Annotated in this window: 28 protein-coding genes and 5 pseudogenes; 16 read left to right on the top strand and 17 right to left on the bottom strand. The window is 41.3% G+C overall.

Annotated features, from left to right (window positions below):
- The first annotated feature begins 82 nt into the window (after nt 1-82).
- The 16 genes and pseudogenes from KUH03_RS02245 (at nt 83) to KUH03_RS02180 (ending at nt 10,018) form a co-directional block, all read left to right on the top strand.
- Nucleotides 83-361 (top strand): FAD-dependent oxidoreductase, encoded by a 279-nt coding sequence (locus KUH03_RS02245; RefSeq protein ID WP_257091377.1) that lies wholly within the window; start codon nt 83-85, stop codon nt 359-361.
- Nucleotides 274-573, top strand: a complete 300-nt coding sequence (locus tag KUH03_RS02240; protein WP_257098003.1) for an FAD-dependent oxidoreductase — start codon at nt 274-276, stop codon at nt 571-573. Before KUH03_RS02245 ends, KUH03_RS02240 begins: the two co-directional genes overlap by 88 nt.
- Before the next feature lie 13 nt (nt 574-586).
- Complete coding sequence (locus tag KUH03_RS02235; protein ID WP_257098001.1) at nt 587-793, top strand: FAD-dependent oxidoreductase; 207 nt, start codon at nt 587-589, stop codon at nt 791-793.
- 61 nt (nt 794-854) lie between these two features.
- The gene (locus KUH03_RS02230) at nt 855-1,199 is read left to right on the top strand and encodes a hypothetical protein (protein ID WP_257091376.1); all 345 of its coding nucleotides are present in this window, start codon (nt 855-857) and stop codon (nt 1,197-1,199) included.
- Nucleotides 1,200-1,205: 6 nt separating this feature from the next.
- Entirely contained in the window at nt 1,206-2,852 is a 1,647-nt protein-coding gene (locus KUH03_RS02225) for an FAD-dependent oxidoreductase (RefSeq protein ID WP_257091375.1), read from the top strand.
- A gap of 31 nt (nt 2,853-2,883) precedes the next feature.
- Complete coding sequence (locus KUH03_RS47975; RefSeq protein WP_373564618.1) at nt 2,884-3,489, top strand: carbon starvation CstA family protein; 606 nt, start codon at nt 2,884-2,886, stop codon at nt 3,487-3,489.
- 61 nt (nt 3,490-3,550) lie between these two features.
- Nucleotides 3,551-3,856 (top strand): DUF3303 family protein, encoded by a 306-nt coding sequence (locus tag KUH03_RS47970; RefSeq protein ID WP_373564617.1) that lies wholly within the window; start codon nt 3,551-3,553, stop codon nt 3,854-3,856.
- Nucleotides 3,795-4,373, top strand: a complete 579-nt coding sequence (locus KUH03_RS47965) for a carbon starvation CstA family protein (RefSeq protein ID WP_373564616.1) — start codon at nt 3,795-3,797, stop codon at nt 4,371-4,373. The genes KUH03_RS47970 and KUH03_RS47965 overlap by 62 nt, the downstream gene beginning before the upstream one ends.
- 14 nt (nt 4,374-4,387) lie before the next feature.
- A complete protein-coding gene (locus KUH03_RS02215; protein WP_373564615.1) occupies nt 4,388-4,720 on the top strand; it encodes a carbon starvation CstA family protein in 333 nt (110 codons plus the stop codon).
- 247 nt (nt 4,721-4,967) lie between these two features.
- Nucleotides 4,968-5,401 (top strand): annotated as a pseudogene (locus KUH03_RS02210) (NAD(P)-binding domain-containing protein); the annotation flags it as partial.
- On the top strand, nt 5,390-6,001 hold the full coding sequence (locus tag KUH03_RS02205) for a hypothetical protein (RefSeq protein WP_257091372.1): 612 nt from the start codon (nt 5,390-5,392) through the stop codon (nt 5,999-6,001). The pseudogene KUH03_RS02210 and the gene KUH03_RS02205, both read left to right, overlap by 12 nt.
- Nucleotides 5,976-6,383 carry a hypothetical protein gene (locus tag KUH03_RS02200; RefSeq protein ID WP_257091371.1) on the top strand — a complete coding sequence of 136 codons (408 nt, stop codon included), beginning with the start codon at nt 5,976-5,978 and terminating at the stop codon, nt 6,381-6,383. Before KUH03_RS02205 ends, KUH03_RS02200 begins: the two co-directional genes overlap by 26 nt.
- A gap of 122 nt (nt 6,384-6,505) precedes the next feature.
- On the top strand, nt 6,506-7,066 hold the full coding sequence (locus tag KUH03_RS45125; protein WP_306429421.1) for a hypothetical protein: 561 nt from the start codon (nt 6,506-6,508) through the stop codon (nt 7,064-7,066).
- On the top strand, nt 7,039-7,872 hold the full coding sequence (locus KUH03_RS45120; protein WP_306429420.1) for a glucose-6-phosphate dehydrogenase: 834 nt from the start codon (nt 7,039-7,041) through the stop codon (nt 7,870-7,872). The genes KUH03_RS45125 and KUH03_RS45120 overlap by 28 nt, the downstream gene beginning before the upstream one ends.
- Nucleotides 7,873-7,889: 17 nt before the next feature.
- Nucleotides 7,890-8,598: pseudogene (gene pgl, locus KUH03_RS47960) on the top strand (6-phosphogluconolactonase).
- Between the two features lie 472 nt (nt 8,599-9,070).
- Nucleotides 9,071-10,018, top strand: a complete 948-nt coding sequence (locus tag KUH03_RS02180; RefSeq protein WP_257091368.1) for an alpha/beta fold hydrolase — start codon at nt 9,071-9,073, stop codon at nt 10,016-10,018.
- 375 nt (nt 10,019-10,393) lie between these two features.
- Here KUH03_RS02180 and KUH03_RS02175 read toward each other — a convergent pair whose 3' ends face one another.
- From KUH03_RS02175 to KUH03_RS02095, 17 genes and pseudogenes are all read right to left on the bottom strand, one after another.
- Nucleotides 10,394-10,588, bottom strand: coding sequence for a LytTR family transcriptional regulator DNA-binding domain-containing protein (locus KUH03_RS02175; protein ID WP_373564614.1), 195 nt, complete (start codon nt 10,586-10,588; stop codon nt 10,394-10,396).
- Nucleotides 10,589-10,632: 44 nt separating this feature from the next.
- Nucleotides 10,633-10,899: a hypothetical protein gene (locus KUH03_RS02170; protein ID WP_257091367.1), complete on the bottom strand. Its 267-nt coding sequence runs from the start codon at nt 10,897-10,899 to the stop codon at nt 10,633-10,635.
- 237 nt (nt 10,900-11,136) lie between these two features.
- Entirely contained in the window at nt 11,137-11,457 is a 321-nt protein-coding gene (locus KUH03_RS02165) for a hypothetical protein (protein WP_257091366.1), read from the bottom strand.
- On the bottom strand, nt 11,454-11,825 hold the full coding sequence (locus KUH03_RS02160) for a histidine kinase (RefSeq protein WP_257091365.1): 372 nt from the start codon (nt 11,823-11,825) through the stop codon (nt 11,454-11,456). The genes KUH03_RS02165 and KUH03_RS02160 overlap by 4 nt, the downstream gene beginning before the upstream one ends.
- Before the next feature lie 71 nt (nt 11,826-11,896).
- Entirely contained in the window at nt 11,897-12,166 is a 270-nt protein-coding gene (locus KUH03_RS02155; RefSeq protein ID WP_257091364.1) for a hypothetical protein, read from the bottom strand.
- 76 nt (nt 12,167-12,242) lie between these two features.
- On the bottom strand, nt 12,243-12,641 hold the full coding sequence (locus KUH03_RS02150; protein ID WP_257097999.1) for a DoxX family protein: 399 nt from the start codon (nt 12,639-12,641) through the stop codon (nt 12,243-12,245).
- 68 nt (nt 12,642-12,709) lie between these two features.
- Nucleotides 12,710-12,889 carry a hypothetical protein gene (locus tag KUH03_RS02145; protein WP_257091363.1) on the bottom strand — a complete coding sequence of 60 codons (180 nt, stop codon included), beginning with the start codon at nt 12,887-12,889 and terminating at the stop codon, nt 12,710-12,712.
- 41 nt (nt 12,890-12,930) lie between these two features.
- Nucleotides 12,931-13,242, bottom strand: a complete 312-nt coding sequence (locus KUH03_RS02140) for a hypothetical protein (protein WP_257091362.1) — start codon at nt 13,240-13,242, stop codon at nt 12,931-12,933.
- Nucleotides 13,230-13,616: an alpha/beta fold hydrolase gene (locus tag KUH03_RS02135; RefSeq protein WP_257091361.1), complete on the bottom strand. Its 387-nt coding sequence runs from the start codon at nt 13,614-13,616 to the stop codon at nt 13,230-13,232. The genes KUH03_RS02140 and KUH03_RS02135 overlap by 13 nt, the downstream gene beginning before the upstream one ends.
- A 171-nt stretch (nt 13,617-13,787) precedes the next feature.
- Nucleotides 13,788-14,623 (bottom strand): annotated as a pseudogene (locus KUH03_RS02130) (cytochrome P460 family protein).
- An 82-nt stretch (nt 14,624-14,705) separates the two neighbouring features.
- Nucleotides 14,706-15,096 (bottom strand): annotated as a pseudogene (locus tag KUH03_RS47955) (heme-binding domain-containing protein).
- A 243-nt stretch (nt 15,097-15,339) separates the two neighbouring features.
- Nucleotides 15,340-16,113, bottom strand: coding sequence for a thioredoxin family protein (locus tag KUH03_RS02120; protein WP_257091358.1), 774 nt, complete (start codon nt 16,111-16,113; stop codon nt 15,340-15,342).
- A gap of 52 nt (nt 16,114-16,165) precedes the next feature.
- Entirely contained in the window at nt 16,166-16,465 is a 300-nt protein-coding gene (locus KUH03_RS02115; protein WP_257091357.1) for a hypothetical protein, read from the bottom strand.
- Nucleotides 16,466-16,784: 319 nt separating this feature from the next.
- Nucleotides 16,785-17,156, bottom strand: coding sequence for a hypothetical protein (locus tag KUH03_RS02110; RefSeq protein WP_257091356.1), 372 nt, complete (start codon nt 17,154-17,156; stop codon nt 16,785-16,787).
- Nucleotides 17,102-17,680: an alpha/beta fold hydrolase gene (locus tag KUH03_RS02105; protein WP_257097997.1), complete on the bottom strand. Its 579-nt coding sequence runs from the start codon at nt 17,678-17,680 to the stop codon at nt 17,102-17,104. The genes KUH03_RS02110 and KUH03_RS02105 overlap by 55 nt, the downstream gene beginning before the upstream one ends.
- Before the next feature lie 18 nt (nt 17,681-17,698).
- Nucleotides 17,699-17,898, bottom strand: a pseudogene (locus KUH03_RS02100) (epoxide hydrolase N-terminal domain-containing protein); the annotation flags it as partial.
- Nucleotides 17,862-18,071 (bottom strand): hypothetical protein, encoded by a 210-nt coding sequence (locus KUH03_RS02095; protein ID WP_257098107.1) that lies wholly within the window; start codon nt 18,069-18,071, stop codon nt 17,862-17,864. The gene KUH03_RS02095 and the pseudogene KUH03_RS02100, both read right to left, overlap by 37 nt.
- Nucleotides 18,072-18,316: the final 245 nt, after the last annotated feature.

The following is an 18,316-nucleotide window of genomic DNA, read 5'->3' as shown; positions in this document are numbered from 1 at the left end:
ACGCAACCAACTATGAACTCTTAAAGCGGCAAAGGAGATACAGCCCTGGAAGAGTATCCAGGACGTATTTATCTGGAGTCTTATGCCCAATGGAAAGACTGATATCAATAATAGAAATGGATTTTCAACAGATATGATTGGCATGAACTGGCATTACCCTGAAGCCGATTTTTTCGAACGGAAAGAGATTATTCAGGCCCATGAAGATTACACCAAAGGTCTTTTATATTTTGTCGCAAACGATCGTTCGGTGCCGGAGCCGATCCGAAGCGAATTCAAAAATGGGGCTACCCCAAAGACGAATATCCTGACAATGGACATTGGTCACCGCAATTATATATCCGCGAAGCCAGAAGGATGATTGGTGATGTCGTCATGACCCAAGACCACTGTCAGGGCCGAAAAGTCGTGTCCGATGGGGTAGGCTATGCCGCATACACCATGGATTCGCACAATTGTGACCGAGTGATCGTCAATGGCATGGTCAAAAATGAAGGTAACGTTGAGGTTGGCGGATTTTCTCCTTCCCGATTTCCTACAGAGCGATCGTCCCCAAAAAGAAGAGATCAATAATCTTTTGGTCCCGGTGTGCTTGTCGGCAAGTCATATCGCCTTTGGTTCCATTCGCATGGAGCCAGTATTTATGGTGCTGGGGCAGTCCGCTGCTGTGGCAGCCTGCGAGGCAATTGACAACAAAACTGCCGTTCAGGATGTTGATATAAGACGCGTGCAAAAATATTGCGTGACAACCCAAAGGCAGATGGCCGTAGGGCCGATTATATCATTCATGTAGACGATAAAGATCAGGTTATGTTGAAAGGAAATTGGCGTAAATCCGCAAAAAAGGTTATGGCATGAGTTACCAGGAAGCCGACAGCAACCCCGGGGCCATGGCCCGCTTTACTCCCGGTAAAGATTTTTCCGGTGGAAAATATATGCTGTACAGCTATTTTCCTAGAACTGCCGAAAGCACCGAGAGCGGGACATTCATTATCCATACAGGGAAGACAAGGATCGAAAAAACAATAAATTTTAAGGAAGTCAATATTCTCGGACAGACCACAAGTACTTGGGTAGCGCTCGGCGAATATGCTTTTGAAAAGGGAAGAAGTAAGCCCTATGTTGAGATTACCTCGGACGCAAAAGGCATATTGGCTGCAAATGCCATCTTGTGGGTTCCCGTTTCAGACCAAAATTAAGTACATATGCAAAAGATAAAAATAGGGTTAAAATTAATGTTTGTCTTGGCTTTTCTGCAGGTTGAGGCCCAGCATTCGACCACGAAGGTAGACGTGGTCGTTTACGGCGGTACACCGGCAGCCATCACCGCTGCATTGCAAGTAAAACAGGCCGGCAAATCTGTGCTTCTCTTATCACCAGATCAGCATTTGGGAGGTCTGAGTTCAGGCGGACTGGGTTATACCGATACTGGCAATAAAGCGGTTATTGGTGGTCTGGCCAAAAAATTCTACCAGGATGTATATAACCATTACTCCAGGGAGTCGAGCTGGAATTGGCAATCCCGGGCCTCCTTTGGCAATCGTGGACAGGGCACCGTCGCGATGGATAGTGCGCATCGGACGATGTGGATTTTTGAACCCCATGTAGCCGAGGACATTTTTGATTCTTGGGTGCGGGATCATCAGATTGATGTTGTTCGTGGGGCATATTTAGATCGGCAGGAAAGTGCTATCGTTAAAGAAGGCACGACCATCAAGACCATTAAAACGGTAGACGGAAAGATCTATGAAGCGAAGATATTTATTGATGCCACTTATGAAGGTGATCTGATGGCGCTGGCCAAAGTCAGTTACACGATCGGGCGGGAGGCCAACCACACCTATGAGGAGCAGTGGAATGGTGTTCAGACCGGAGTCTTTCAGCACAGGCACCACTTTATCGCTCAGATCAGCCCCTACAAGCGCGAGGGAGATCCGAGCAGCGGCCTGGTATACGGCGTTTCAGCACAAGATCCTGGGCAATATGGCGCAGCAGATCAGAAGCTGCAAGCCTATTGCTTCCGCATGTGCCTGACCAATGATGCCCGCAATCGGAAGGCCTTTGCCAAACCTATTGCCTACGATCCGCAGCATTATGTCTTGCTGCAGCGTTTATTCCGCGCAGGCTGGGACGAAGCCTTTCAAAAATTTGATCTGGTGCCCAACCATAAGACCGATGCCAATAACCATGGTCCGTTCAGCACAGATTTTATTGGGATGAATTATAATTATCCCGAAGCAAGCTATGCCGAACGCAAGTCCATTATCGAAGCCCATCGCCGGTATCAACAGGGCCTATATTATTTTATGGCCAATGATCCTTCCGTCCCAACAGCAATCAGGACAAAGATGGCCGAATGGGGGCTGGCAAAAGATGAATTTGAAGATAATGACAATTGGCCTTGGCAATTATATATACGAGAAGCCAGGCGGATGCTAGGACACTATGTGACGACCGAACACAATATTTTGGGCAAGCGCAAAGTAGAAGATCCGATTGGCATGGGCTCATATACCTTGGATTCGCACAATACCCAACGCTATGTGACCAAAGAAGGATTTGTCCAGAATGAGGGCGATATTGGTGTCCATGTGCCAGCACCTTACGCCATTTCCTATGGATCGATTATCCCAAGAAGCGATGAATGCAGCAATTTACTCGTTCCGGTCTGCCTCTCCAGTTCGCATATTGCCTTTGGTTCTATCCGTATGGAGCCCGTATTTATGGTATTGGGGCAGAGCGCAGGAGCTGCTGCGGTATTAGCGCTTGATAATGATGGGGTTGTGCAGCACGTGGATTACGGCATGTTAAAAACAACTGCTGGAGTCGGGCCAAGTATTGGAAAAAAATAATATATTGAAATAGAATTATACTGGATATCGGATGGATTTAGATCATATGAATGCCCTTACACTGGTTTTTGCATCAATTTTAATTTTTGCAATCTCCTACCGTTTTTACGGGGTCTTTATGGCGCAGAAAGTACTCCGGCTCAACGATGCCATCACGACGCCAGCAGTCGAGTTTGCTGATGGCCATGATTATGTCAAGACAGACCGCAAGGTGTTGTTTGGACATCATTTTGCTGCCATAGCTGCTGCAGGGCCATTGGTAGGGCCAGTACTTGCGGCCCAGTTTGGCTATCTTCCCGGTGCACTCTGGATTTTGATTGGTTGTGTCCTGGGCGGAGGGGTGCACGATATGGTTGTGCTATTTGCTTCGGTAAGGCACAAAGGGCAGAGCCTGGCTACCATTGCGTCCAAGGAGATCGGTCCCGTTGTGGGCGGTATAGCCGGTATAGCCGTTCTGTTCATCCTGATCCTGACCTTGGCAGGCCTTTCCCTAGCCTGTATCAGCGCCATGCATGAGGCACCTTGGTCCTTATTTACCATTATTCTGACCATGCCGATTGCCATATTTATGGGACTATTAATGCGCTATAGAGCCAGATCCGTTACCTTGGCCAGTATATTAGGGGAATATTATTGATCGTGGGCATCATTGAAGGCCATCGTTTGATGGAGATTCCGGTCATTTACAACCTTTTTGATTGGGATGTCAAGACCATTTCGATTGCGATTGCTATTTACGGGTTTTTGGCTTCGGTGCTACCCATTTGGCTGCTTCTTGTTCCAAGGGATTACCTTTCCACCTATCTCAAGATTGGCACGATTCTGATGCTGGCCGTGGGTATTGTCTTTGTGCATCCGATAATCCAAATGCCTGCGCTGACCAATTTTATTCATGGCGGCGGCCCTGTGATCGGCGGGCCTGTGCTGCCATTTATTTTTATCGTGATCGCCTGTGGGGCAATTTCGGGTTTCCATGCGATTATTGCCACAGGCACGACACCTAAGATGCTGGGCACCGAAAAAGAGATACTTTTTGTAGGCTACGGCGCGATGTTGGTGGAAGGATTTGTGGCCTTAATGGCCTTGATCGCAGCATGCACCCTGTTACCGGGCGACTATTTTGCGATCAACACACCAGTCAGCGATTATGCAAATTTTCTGGCACGGCATCCCGAATTAAAAGCCGTGGATCTACAGCATTTTTCAGATCGGATAGGAGTAGACCTCCATGGCCGTACAGGCGGAGCTGTTTCCCTTGCCGTGGGGATGGCCCATATCTTTGATAAAGTTCCCTTTATGAACGATGTGATGGCTTACTGGTACAATTTTGCCATTATGTTTGAAGCCGTGTTTATCCTTACGGCTATCGATGCCGGGACGCGGGTCGGACGATTCTTTTGCAGGAAATGCTGGGCAATGTCTTTCCAGCTTTTAAAGACAAAGATTGGAAACCCGGCGTTTGGCTATGCAGTGCTCTTTTCACCTTTTCCTGGGGCTATCTTGTTTTTACCGGCAATGTAAGCAGTATCTGGCCCTTGTTTGGCATTAGCAACCAGCTATTGGCTGCCTGTGGCCTTATTGTCTGTACGACAATGCTTATTCGGATGAATAGGAAGAAATATGCTTTATTTACGGCGATACCAGGCGTATTTATGGCCGGTATCACCTTTTGGGCAGGCTATCTGCAGGTAGTGGATATTTATTTGCCCAAGGGGCAACTCCTATTAGCTTCACTGGCGATATTGGCCATGCTCCTGATGCTGCTTGTATTTATAGGTACGTTCCGAAAGTGGTATCAATTATTTATAACGCAGACTATATTTATCGACCAAAATGGCGAATCAGTGAAAGTTTTGGTGGATCGCTAGCAGCCTTATTGGTACCGTACATAGTGATAGCACGGTAAGTAAAGTAGTTCCTGTATTTGAAGCTACCATCTTAAAGTTTAAAAGAGTGCTCGAATCTCATCCGCATCATAATGTGACTGGCTATCTGGAGTTTCTCAACATGTCCAGTTGATGATAAAAATGTCACAATTGAAAGAAAATTTTAGATAATTTTTTTACTGGCATGCATTTCAGTAATTTTGATGCATAACATAAACTTTAAGTAAGAATGGAAAAGTATAATTACGGGGTCATTGGTCTGGGTGTAATGGGAAGAAATCTGCTTTACAATATTGCCGATAATGGTTTCTCTGTCGTAGGATTCGATTTAGATGAAGAAAAGGTAATAGAACTTCGTAAAGGAGTGGCTTCAGGTACAAAGGTTGTTGGAACTGTTTCTCTAGAGGAATTTGTGTTGAGTCTAGACAGTCCGCGAAAAGTTATTTTGATGGTTCCTGCAGGCAAACCGGTTGATGCTGTTCTTGAAAGCATAACACCACTTCTGAGTCCAAAAGATGTTGTCGTTGATGCGGGAAATTCTTATTTCAAAGATACCGAGAGACGTATAGCTGATTTAGCTTCTAAAAACCTGCATTTTATGGGAATGGGAGTTTCTGGGGAGAGCAGGGCGCAAGAAGAGGACCGAGTATTATGCCGGGTGGAGATTTGGAAGTTTTCAATTTGGTGAAGCCTATGCTGGAAGTCATTTCAGCAAAAGTAAAGGGCGAGCCCTGCACCGCTTATATGGGCAAAGGAGCAGCAGGGAATTACGTTAAAATGGTTCACAACGGTATTGAATATGCCATCATGCAATTGATCAGTGAAGCATACGATTTACTGCGAAAAGGAGCTAATCTTAGCAATGAACAATTGTATGAAGTTTTCAAAAGATGGAATGAAGGCGAGATGAATTCTTTCCTTATCGAAATAACAAGAGATATTTTCCAGCAAAAAGATGATGTAACAGACGGTTATCTTGTCGACAAGATTTTAGATAAAGCAGGAGCAAAAGGAACCGGAAAATGGACCTCCCAGGAGGCTATGGAAGTTGGGGTGTCTATTCCAACAATCGATATTGCAGTCACATCAAGAATTTTATCCGCTTACAAAGATGAGCGCGTGAAAGCTTCTCAATTATATGCTAAAGAAGAAGTAAAACTCCTGAAAATACAGAATTGTTCATCAAAGAGGTGGGGATGCTTTGTATTTATCTACTTTAATCAGTTATGCTCAAGGTTTGGCACTATTGGTAAAAGCTTCTGAAGAATATCAGTTTGAAATTCCGTTAAAAGATGTTGTTAAAATCTGGAGGGGTGGATGTATCATCCGTTCGGTTTTATTGGAAAAATTTTATCTGGCTTATTCAAAGGACGAGAACTTATCTAATATTTTATTGGATCAGGAAATTGCAGGAATTGTAAAAGATAAAATTTCTTCATTAAGAAAGACAGCTGCTTTTGCTGTATCAAACGGAATTCCAAGCTTAGGAATTCAGTCGGCTCTAGGGTATTTCGAAGCTTATACCACAGCATCTTTACCTGTAAACCTGCTTCAGGCGCAGCGTGATTATTTTGGTGCACACACTTACCAAAGAACTGACAGAGCAGGAGTCTTTCATACGTCATGGCAAAACCCAAATAACTAAATCCTAACAATGAGTGACAATACAATCCTGCATCCAACAACCATCGTTATTTTTGGTGCAACAGGGGATTTAGCAAAAGAAAGCTTTTTCCTGCCTTCTACAATTTATATATCGATGGCAGAATGCCAAAAGGTTTTAATATTTTAGCTTTAGGAAGGGCCGAAAATACGGATGAAAAATTCAGGGCTTATATTAAAGAAAATCTGGAGAGTTTTTCCAGGAAGGCTGTAATCAAGGAAGACTGGGCAGGTTTTCAGGCTCACATCAGCTATTTTCAGCATCAGCTTGATGAAGAAAGCTCTTATCGGAATTTATACCAGAAACTGGAAAATTTTGATAAAGTGTATGGAATGAGAGGAAACAGACTTTTCTATTTGTCGATTGCACCAAACTTTGTCTCGGTCATTTCAAATCATCTTAAAAATACATCAATAGCATCTGATCCTGCAACAGATCGAATTATTATCGAAAAACCTTTTGGTCACAATAAAGCATCTGCCATTGAGCTCAATAATCTACTTTCACAAACTTTTCAAGAAGAACAGATTTATCGTATCGATCATTACTTAGGTAAAGAAACCGTTCAGAATATTTTGGCGTTCAGGTTCGGAAATTCAATTTTGAACCTCTTTGGAATCACAGACATATCGAATCGGTGCAGATTACCGTTGCCGAAGAAGTAGGCGTGGAGACAAGAGCCAGTTTTTATGAGCAGACAGGAGCTTTGCGCGATATGATTCAGAACCATCTTTTGCAAATTCTTTGTATGGTTGCTATGGAAGCTCCGGCCTCACTTGAATCAGGAGAGATCAGGGATCGTAAAGTTGATGTTTTAAAATCCATCCGTAGGATTTCTCCCGACAAAGTAGATCATTATGCGGTAAGGGGACAGTACGGACGAGGCAAAGTAAATGGGCTAAAAGTAAATGGCTATCGCCAGGAAGAGGGAATTGCTCATGACTCCAATACCGAAACATTTGTCGCTATTAAGTTTTACCTGGATAATGAAAGATGGGAGGATGTTCCTTTTTATGTTCGTACTGGGAAGAAGATGAAAGAAAAGCATTCTTATATAACGATTCAGTTTAAGCCACTTCCAAATTCTACGTTTTCAGAAAGCAGCTCGCTGCTGTCGGCAAACCGATTGATTATTAATATCCAGCCACAAATGGACATCAGATTGCAGTTTATGTCTAAAAAACCAGGCTTGTCTTTACAGCTTAAACCTGTAGAAATGATTTTCGATAATTTTGCCTGTCAGACCGATACGCCCGAAGCTTATGAAACGCTTTTATTGGAAGCACTTGTGGGCGACCTTACACTGTTTATGCGCTCTGATCAGGTAGAAGAAGCTTGGGATGTGATAAAAACGATTCAGGAAACCTGGGAAAAAACCAAAGACCCTTCTTTCCCAAATTATGCTTCGGGAAACTGGGGACCTGATGACAGTGATGCACTGGTGGAGCGGCAGGGACATCAGTGGGTTTAAAATCTAATTAAAAGAGAATGAATATTACGATATTTGATAATCTGGATGCTTTATATAAAAAAGCAGCAGATACATTTGTTGCGCTTTCGACAAAAGCAATCCAGAAGCATGATAAGTTTGTGGTTGCGTTGAGTGGTGGCTCTTCGCCGAAAGCCATTTTTAGTTTATTAGCTACGCCCGAGTACGCAGATAAAATAATTTGGAACAAAATCCATTTTTTTTTGTAGATGAAAGATGGGTTCCTCTTGAAGATGATAAAAGTAATTTTAAGATGACTTTGGAAGTACTTTTGAATAAGGTTCCAGTCAATAAAAATCAGATTTTTCCCATGTATAAAGCGGAATTGAGCCTGAAAATTACGCTAAAGAATACGAAGCTCAGATCAGAAATGTTTTGGGAACTGACGGTATTTTTGATTTCATCCTTTTAGGAATGGGAGATGATGGCCACACAGCTTCTCTGTTTCCAGGTGAAAAGATTTTACAAGAAAAAGAAAAATGGGTTGATGCCTACTATCTAAAGCCACAGGCAATGTTCAGAATTACTTTGACTGAACCTATTATCAATAAAGCTGAAAATATTCTGATTGTTACATTTGGTAAATCCAAGAAAAACGCTTTGAATGAAGTTCTTAATGGTGTATATAATCCTGAACTATATCCGCTACAGTTAATTGAAGACAAAGCAGGAGTCCAGATTTTTACCGATAAAGAAGCTGGAATTTAATATCATTTAACTATAGTGGACATTTAGCTAAAAAGGCTCCTTATCGATTAATAAGGGAGCTTTTTATTTCCCATTTTCTGCTTTAACAGCAGGATCCAATCATCTTGCACGCTTTTTACCGATCCACACAATATTAGCTGGAAAGCGATGTAGGCTGGGATGTACAGCTCGTTCTAATTTATTGATAATGATTATGTACTGGCCAACGTTAACGCGTACTATTTGTCTGGAAGTGTGATCTCCGTTTAATCTCGAACCATACTTTTGAAATTAGCATAATGCTACATTTTCAGTTACTTTAAACTAACTGCCATGATTCTGCTTATAAATATAGTGTTAGGGGCTCCAGTATTTCTTTAACATCTGGAATGTCCGATCCAAGTGCTAATTGGTCCGGTTTAACTATACTATCCTTCTTTAGCCTGTATGATTGATCTAAGTTTGCTTTATAATCATTCTTAAAAAGATAATAATGAAAACAATTAGAAAATTTACAATCGCAGGAGCATTATGTGTATCCCTTTTTTCCGCTGTAACAATATCATGTAGTGATGATAACGAATTTTCGACAGAACAGGAGTCGTCGCCGGCAAATCATAACAATGCAAAAACTAACTTTATCAGCGTGAAAGGAGTAGAGTTTGCTTATCGCAGCTGGGGTAAGGAAGGAGGTACACCTCTAGTGTTATTGCCAGGAACTGGTGGTTCTATGGACGATTGGGATCCCGCGGTGACCAATGGACTCGCAAAACAATATAAAATCATCATTTTTGATAACAAGGGAGTAGCTTCATCCAAAGGGACAACTCCTAATTCGGTTCAAGCAATGGCTAATGACGCTATTGATTTTATCAAAGCAATGAACCTTGAAACCGTAAATATCATGGGATTCTCAATGGGAGGATTTGTCGCCCAAAGAATTGTGTTAACAGATCCAGCAATAGTTAATAAGATTATTTTGGCTGATAGTGGGCCTAAAGGAGCAATCGGTCTCGCAAATCTTCCAAATATTGTTGCAGGAACTGCTGGACTTAGCGCAGAAGAATCCTACTTAAAATTTGGATTTACTGATTCACAAGCAAGCATTACGGCAGGAAAAGCGTCGTTTGCGCGTGTACATCTACGTACTGTTGATCGAGACCCGGCACTAAGTGATGCCACCTCAACCGCTCAATTTACTGCGGTACTTGCTTGGGCGCAACCTGATGCAAATGCACTTGAGGAAATTAAAACCATTAAAAAACCTGTTCTAATCGTTCATGGCGATAAGGATCTTCCAATTTCTGTTCAAAATGCATATAATATGAAACAAAATTTAGAGGACGCTGTACTAGTCGAGTTTTCAGATTCTGGACATGCGGCTTTTTATCAGAATCATGAAGCATTCTTAACGAAAGCACTCGCATTTTTAGCACAATAATGTTTCCTTTGGTTGCTTTGAAATATGGACAGGTCTGATGTGCAAGTTCAATAAGCTGTTCGCCGATTTCTTTGTCAATTCCTGGAAGGTAGACAGATAATCTCGCCTATAGAAGAAATACATCACAGGCTACCCAGAAGCGGTTTGATGGAGTTTGAATGTATTGCAGGGACAAATTATCGTGACGATAAAGCTTTTAAATCCAACAGGCGCCATGGAGCCTGCTAGGTTTAAAAGCTTTCTATTTCAACAAGATATCAAGGGCTGTTTGTTGACGCGTCCAGAATAATCATATCTGGCGTTCTACACCTAATTGAGCGGATGTAAAGTGGGATCCGTAATCGTTCATCGATGCTACATAAAATAAGCACTAGCCTAACGTTCTTCCAGCCAATTCAGGAACATGGCGGTTTTATCTTTGCCGATCAAAAGTTTTTCTTCTGTTGGAACGGTCAGTTTTACAAAGAGTTTTCTTCCAAAATAATGCTCAACTTCCTTTACGGCAGAAAAATTGATGAGATACTGTCTGTTAAGTCTAAAAAACTGTTTATCGGAAAGGATGCTTCCCAAATGATCCAAAGATTGGTTAACATCATATTGTTCGCCTTTAAAGGTTACAAGGGAAGGGAGGTATAGTTGATATAAATATAGGCGATATCATCCGTTTTGACTGTAAGGTATTTATTATTTTTAAAAACCAGGAAACTCGTTTTCTTGCTTTCTTGATCGTTGATCCGACTGATTATATCTACAAGATCATTGGCAGAGGCTTTCTGGAAAATATTTTTAAAATTATGCACTTTCTCAAAAGCATTTTTTAGATCATCTTCCGAGAATGGTTTGAGCAGATAATCAATCCCGTTTTCTTTAATAGCTTCCATCGCGTATTCACCGAAAGCTGTGCAAAAATTACTGGACATACGATTTTGACAGCTTTAAAGATGTCAAAGCTAATACCATCGGAAAGCTGGATATCCATAAAAATAAGTTCTGGCGATGGGTTATTGGACAAATAGTCTATAGCGCCCTCGACACTTTGAATCTTTGCCAGAATCCGAGAACCTGGCTGCAAATGTAATATCAGATTTTCAAGTGAACGCGCAGCTTTAATTTCGTCTTCAATTATTAGGATGTTCATATAATATGGGAAGTTTTATGGTGAATTTTTCGTCTGTTGCCGTAATGATAATATTTTTCTGGGTGAGATGGAGGTACCGTTGATTGATATTTTTGAGTCCCATTCCGGTGGAAGGTTCGGGAATTTTCCTTTCCTGCAAGTTATTCTCAATGACCAAATAATCTTCTTCCTGATAGATCGCAATGTAAAGTGGTTTCTCCAACGAAACAATATTATGTTTGATGCAGTTTTCTACTAATAGCTGCAGTGTAAAAGGAGGAATGTAAGTGTCATAGCTATTACTTCCAAGATTTTGTGTCACAAAAGACCTTCTTCAAAACGAGCTTTCAATAGATATACGTACGATTCCATAATGGCCAGTTCTTCTTTTAATGTGAGGACTTTAAGCTTTAAACTTCCAAGCGTAAATCTGTAGAAGTCAGCAAGTTTTAAGATAAATTCCGACGATTGCCCATCATGGCTCTCTACCATGTATTTTAGGGTGTTGAGACTATTAAAAAGAAAATGCGGATTTACCTGTTGTTTTAAAAGTTCATATTGTGCTTCAAGATTTGCAGCCATCGAACGTTCCAGTTCGCGTACGAATTGCTGATTAAGATAAGTCTGGTATAATATATGGATAAACATATAAAACGTTAGGTTGATCAATATCCCTCTAACCTCATACATCAATATTTGGGGGCCGAAATTTAGGTGAGATAGAATGTAGTATTGAATAGAAGAAAGGAAAAACATCAATATTAAACCCACTCCCAATCCCCTAAACAGCTGACCTGACAGTACTTTTTACTGCCTGTTTTCTTTGTATAAGCAGGTATCGAATAGATATTATAATACCAGATCAATAAGGCAAAACCGGATGTTACAGCGAAATCGGCTATACCTTCGGCCACAACAAAGTGATGGTCTACAATTTTAGGGATTGAGGTTAATATTCCCAATGAAATCGAACTAATCCATATCAGGCGATCTGAAATTTCAAAAGGTATTTGCTTTTTGGGTTTAAACATTTTAATGAAGGTTGTTTTCTGTTTGAAGTTATGTTTTTTATGGGTTATTTAAATCAAAACTCATAAAAAGCATTTTTTAATCTTGAGACAAATTCCCAGTGTAATCAATACAGTGGATTTTGTTAAACGCGTAGTACGTCACGGCCAGGACTATAAAGGCGATTAGCGCATCGATTGCCGAAGGCAAGCCAAGCACTACAATCTTTGAGAGGAAAGCGAAAGTGATGTCAAAAAACATCCCTGCAAAAATCCATTCCTTAATCCTATTGAAACGATTTGGAATAAGGAAAATGATACTTCCTACAATTTTAAATATACCTAGTATATAAATGAAATGTGCCGGATATCCAAGTTTTAGTGTAATATCCCAGACTACCGGATTTCTGGTCAGCTCAAAGAAACCGCTAGCGCCAAACCATAATGACATAAAGATGCGCCCGCTAAGATAAATTTTTGTGTAAGTTGAATGTTGCATGATCAATTTTTTTGCCTTTTGAGCGTGTTGTTAAAATTATTTATAATGTTTTGATGAATAATTGTTATTTACTGTGCCATTATGTCGGCTTCAATGATCGCGTCGGCGAAAGCCTCCGGTGCTTCCTGTGGTAGGTTATGGCCAACACCACCGCTTAAAGTATGATGCTTATACTTACCTTTATATTTTTTTGCATAGCTTGCTGGCGGCGGAGAGGCAGCCCCGTTTGCGTCGCCTTCAAGGGTCACTGTGGGAACAATAATATCCGGAGCTTTTGCCAGTCTGTCTTCTAGGACGTCGTATTCTTTTCGCCTTTGGCCAATCCCAGCCGCCAACGGTAATTATGGATGACAATATCCGTATGATCCGGGTTATCGATTGACTTTGAGGACCGTTTATAGGTCTGGTCATCAAAGTTCCATTTTGGTGAAGCTGTTTTCCAGATCAGTTTATTGAATTCCTGTGTATTTGCTTTGTAGCCTTTATAGCCCCTTTCAGTGGAGAAATAATATTGATACCACCATAAAAATTCGGCATTTGGCGGAAGCGGGGTTTCGTTCGCTTTGGGGCTACCGATAAGATATCCACTTACAGCGACCAACGCCGAACAACGTTCAGGCCACAATGCTGCGATAATATCCGCGGTTCTGGCTCCCAGTCAAACCCACCGATAATCGCCTTATCAATTTTCAATGCATCCATAAATTTGATGATATCAAGTGCGACTTCAGACTGTTGCCCGTTTCGCATGGTTTTGGGAGAAAGAAATGTTGTGGTTCCATATCCCCGCAGGTAAGGTACCAGTACACGGTATCCCTTTTTGGCAAGGATAGCAGAGGACTGTTCAAAGCTGTGGATATCGTATGGCCATCCATGAAGAAGGATAACCGGCTTACCGTTTCTTGGGCCTATTTCAGCATATCCTACGTTTAGGAGCCCCGCTTGGACAGTTTTAGTCTGTTGGAAATTTATCATATCTTCTGTTTCGCTCTTTTTTTTCATTAACCGAGGTTTGTGCATTCAGTTTGGAAGCTCCTACTCCTATCATCATGATGACGGAAAACGTGAGCATCTTTGTTAATGTATTTAGTTGCATATTCATGGTGTCAATATTTAAGTGGATTTAAATTTTTAAACGTTGGAGAATTACTGCGGTAATTTTAGGGGCTGGTATTCAAGGATCGAACTGATGCGCTGCTTGCTGGATTCATCCGAAGAAACCTTTCCGAATTCAATTCCGTAGTCGAGATTTCCCATTTGATCGGTTTTAACGGTCTCGACGCTTAACAACTCACCATTGACCTTACTTCCAAAATAATTTGGGTCATCCTGCATCCTATAGGTCACGAGCTTAAGCTCTACTCCTATAATTCCTTGTTTTGTTTCCAGTGCTGAAATTCCCTTTTGATTGCCATAAAGTGCAGACATGGTCTGTAGGTTTGGATTAAAAGAAGATGAAATAAACTTCAGACTTCCCGGATCAAACATAAAGCGGATTTTTCCAGTTTCTTTTTCCGGATTTTTGGCACATGAGCCAAAAATTAAACTACTGAATAGCAGTACGTATAAGACTTTTTCATTTTGAGCTGTTTTTAAGTATTGTTCAATTAATTTCCTTGAATTTACTTTTGGTGGTACATTGAAAAGATAACCTGTCGATTCCGCTAGCTGCCTGTGGCAACTGATACATGACTGCTGTGCGAACAATGCTGTTTTTCCTGTTGGTTTTAATTCCTGTCCATTGAATTTTGCAAATCCCCAGCCTTCAGTTTCCGTATATTCTTTCCCGTTTTTGACCATGTATTGCATGTTCACAAATTCACCCGGTACAATTTCACCATTCGCTTTTTTGTCTGTTTGAAAACTGCCTTTGCTACTGCGCTTCCATCTGGCCAAGGATGAAAATTTTCTTCCTGAATCGCTTTTACAGCGATGTCATTTCCGTAGATTACGCGTATGCTGTTGTCAATGAGTGTGCTCATGCCGATCACTTTCAATTTTTGAAGTCGGCATTATAGCTGATCCCATTGGGAGAAACGGGGACTCCAGCTTGTATGGCAGTGGTCAAAAGTTGTACTTTAGGACCTGCGTCCGCAGGGCTCGTATGTGCAGGAATAAAACTGTCTTTTTTGAAAGAGACAAAGCAAACTGCTTAATGATCTCAATCTCATTTTGTGAGAGTTTAGCTCCCGGGTGCGTAATGGCATAGGAGGGAAGAGGCATCTTCTCGGCACGAACCATATTGAATATTGCGTAGAATTTCCCCTTTGCTCAGCTTCGGATATTTTGTCCCATTCCGAAAAATTCATTACTTCGCGGGCTCTCCTGATGTCTTTATTGACGATCCAAGAAATCGGAGCGAGTTTATCTAAAAAGTGAGATGCTGCGCATTTGAATGACAGTCATAGCAGGAACGTTCTAAAATCTGAGTAACCTCTTGAGGTACATTTTTCATAGGCCCGGTCACCGGCCTTTGTTCGATCGGTGCATTGAAAAACTGTAAGGCTATAAAAGCTGCTAAGGTACAGAGTAATACAATGGGTAATAATCTTATTTGTTTTGCGTGCTTCATGATACTTTCTCTTTTGTTTTGATAAAATTAGAGTAAACAATGCCAGTCGAAAAGATCAAAGGCGTTGAACCGGACATATTGAAAGTTGAATAAAGAATTTTTGGTGTTGAACCGGACAGGATTTCCCTATAAACTTACGCTGGCCGCATCAATGATTTCTCCAGTATTTTGGTTCTGTTCAAAAGCGATAATTTCCCAATCTTCTTTAGTATCCGGAAGTTTGAATGAGAAGCTGCCATTGGCTTGAAGTGTTCGGCTTTGCAGGTCCCTTACAATTTGTACATGTGATAGCGCTTTTCCGGCGTTTTCACCTGCGGACACCTGCGAAGAGGCTTTCTTTTGAACAAGTGCCATGAAGATTGTGGAGTTTTTCAATGCTGATTTTGATGTGTAGCCGATCTGAATAGATTTACCTTCGGATTTTTCTATTTTTACAATCAGGTTTTCCGCATGGGACTCCAGCATTGCCGACTGAATGCTGCGCAATACTTTGGTGAATTCGGAGCCCACTGTTTCTGTCTTACCATTGATTACCATCTGAGGCGTGTATAAGGTCCCTAGGTTCATCCACGTTGCATATTCTTTTTGTCTTTCTGTGAACTTGGCTTTGCTAAAACGGTCTTTCCATCCCTGATGATCCCAATAATCTACATGGTATGCCAGAATAAAAAGTTTCTTGTTTTCGTTATCCTTTTCGAGCTTAGCGATCAGTTCGTCTGCCGGAGGACAGCTCCAGCAACCTTCGGAAGTAAACAGTTCGACGACGGCGAAGCTTTTACCCGAGTTTTTTGCTTTGATGTTTTCCAATTTCTGGTCATCTGCAAATCCTTTGAAAGCCATAATCAGTGTGATGATCAAAGGAAGACTTAAGACGTATAATATCTCTTTTATCGATTTCATGCTGTTGATTTTTATTTTATTGATGAAAAGATGAATTAAGGATGTTGGTTTGTCAACTATAAACTAAAGATTTTGAGGGCAAAACCGAAGTCTTGAGGTGGAATGCAGATTTCATCGCTGCATTGCATAAACTGAATTGTCCCCTGATCGTGCCGTTCTTTCCTTTTATTTTGATTCTTTGTCTAAACTCAACATCGTTCTCGAAATAGGTTACAGGAATACCCAATACTTTTTCGAACTTTCGGAGTGGTGTGGGTTGGGTCACTTTCCCGACCAGTTCATAAGATTTATCAGGAAGGAATTTAAAGTTCATTTTTATGGGGCTTTTGGAGCTATTACCCAGTGCATACATATGCCACCCTAGGGTATTTTTGCTTTCATGGAAATTTCCCCTTCATCTGGGGATTTTCTTTTGAATATACATTCCCAAGTTACCTGACTACGGGAAGTCTGGCCGTTGGAATAACCGCAGAATATCATTAGCACTGCGATCATTAAAATTGCTAGCTTGTTCATTTTTCTTATTCTTTTTTGTTAAAAAGTCGTTTTGTTATGCAGATTTGATCTTAATGATCTGAAAGCATTTCTCATTTCTTTTGTAAAGCGTTCGGGTTGCTCCCAAACAGCGAAATGACCGCCCTTTTCCAATTTGTTGAAACCATTAAACCATATTATCTAAGGGATTTGAACGCAGCTCTAAGCTCTTCCGTAAAAATCTGAGGTTGCTCCCATGCTGCAAAGTGTCCTCCTTTTTTCGCTTTATGATAATAATACAACGTGGGATAAGCGGCTTTTGACCAGCTTTCAGGTGCCTGGTAGATTTCATGTGGGAATACGGAAATAGCCACAGGAACTTTTATAGTCTTTGTATTTTGATGGTCTGAACTGAAATTATTGTTATTATTTTCCCAATAGAATCGTGAAGAGGAAGCACCGGTATTCGTCAACCAATAAAGCGTAATGTCATCCAGGATTGCATCTCTATGGATTACTTTTTCTGGTTGTAGGTCACTTTCTGTCCATTCTGCAATTTTTTCGTACAAGAATGCTGCAGTGCACTCGGAGAATCAGACAGAAGATAACCTGTTGTCTGTGGTCTTGTAACCATCATTCCACCATAAGCTGCATTTCTTCCAAAGAATGTACTTAAAGAATTATATGCTCTAGTTTCATCTTCCGAAAGTCCAGCAGGGATAGGGTCACCAGCGTTAATGGGTTTTACCAATTCAGTTGGAATCGTTGCGGGCATCGTAAGGTGTATTCCAAGAAGCCCGGCTGGAGCCTGTCGTGCCAGTGCATCGGAGATCACTGACCCATGATCGCCCCCTTCCGAAACATATTTTGTGTAGCCAAGGCGTTTTACCAATACATCCCAAGCTTTGGCTACACGGTCCGGATTCCAGCCGGTTTCTTTGGGGATTTCCGAAAAGCCATATCCTGGAATTGCGGGGATAATCACATCGAACGCATCTTCTGCTTTTCCACCATATTTTACGGGGTCAGTCAGCGGGCCAATGGCATCTATGAATTCTAGTGGTGACCCTGGCCAACCGTGGGTAAGGACTATCGGAAGTGCATTGGATTCTTTTGAGCGGACATGAATGAACTGGATATCCAAACCATCAATTTTTGTTATGTATTGTGGAAGAGCATTTAATTTTTTTCAAGTTTTCGCCAGTCATATCCTTTTCCCCAATACATTAGCAGTTCCTTCAACTGTGCTAATTGAATGCCTTGAGATGCATCATTCACAGTTTCTTTATCGGGAAAGCGAGTTTCCGCGATACGTCGTTTGAGCTCGTCAAGCTTTGACTGTGGAATGTTGATCTTAAATGGCCGGATGCTGGTGTCTGTTTTGAAACCGTACTGGTTGTTTTGTTGTTTTGAGCACTGGCAATGGTAGGTACATTTAGAGAGAATGCTGCAGCTAAAAGAGCAGTTGTAAGTTTTGTTTTCATTGTTTCTTGTTTTAAATTTTTGTTCTGATTTCTTTTTGTTGAAACAAATGTAGACCAGGCCAAAGGCTATAGAAAGAAACAATCGGTTCAATGGACATAATAGCCGTCGAGCTGGTTATTTTAATCCGCGAACAAGATGATGCTATCGTAGATCATGTTCTGAGTAATATAAATAATAATAGCATGAGCTATAACTTTATTGATTAGCTTATCCTCCATTGAAAGTTGGCGGATATATCATATTG

It is taken from the genome of Sphingobacterium sp. E70 (assembly GCF_019285695.1).
Taxonomy (GTDB): Bacteria; Bacteroidota; Bacteroidia; order Sphingobacteriales; family Sphingobacteriaceae; genus Sphingobacterium; species Sphingobacterium detergens.
This window is presented reverse-complemented; position numbering and strand designations above follow the sequence as displayed.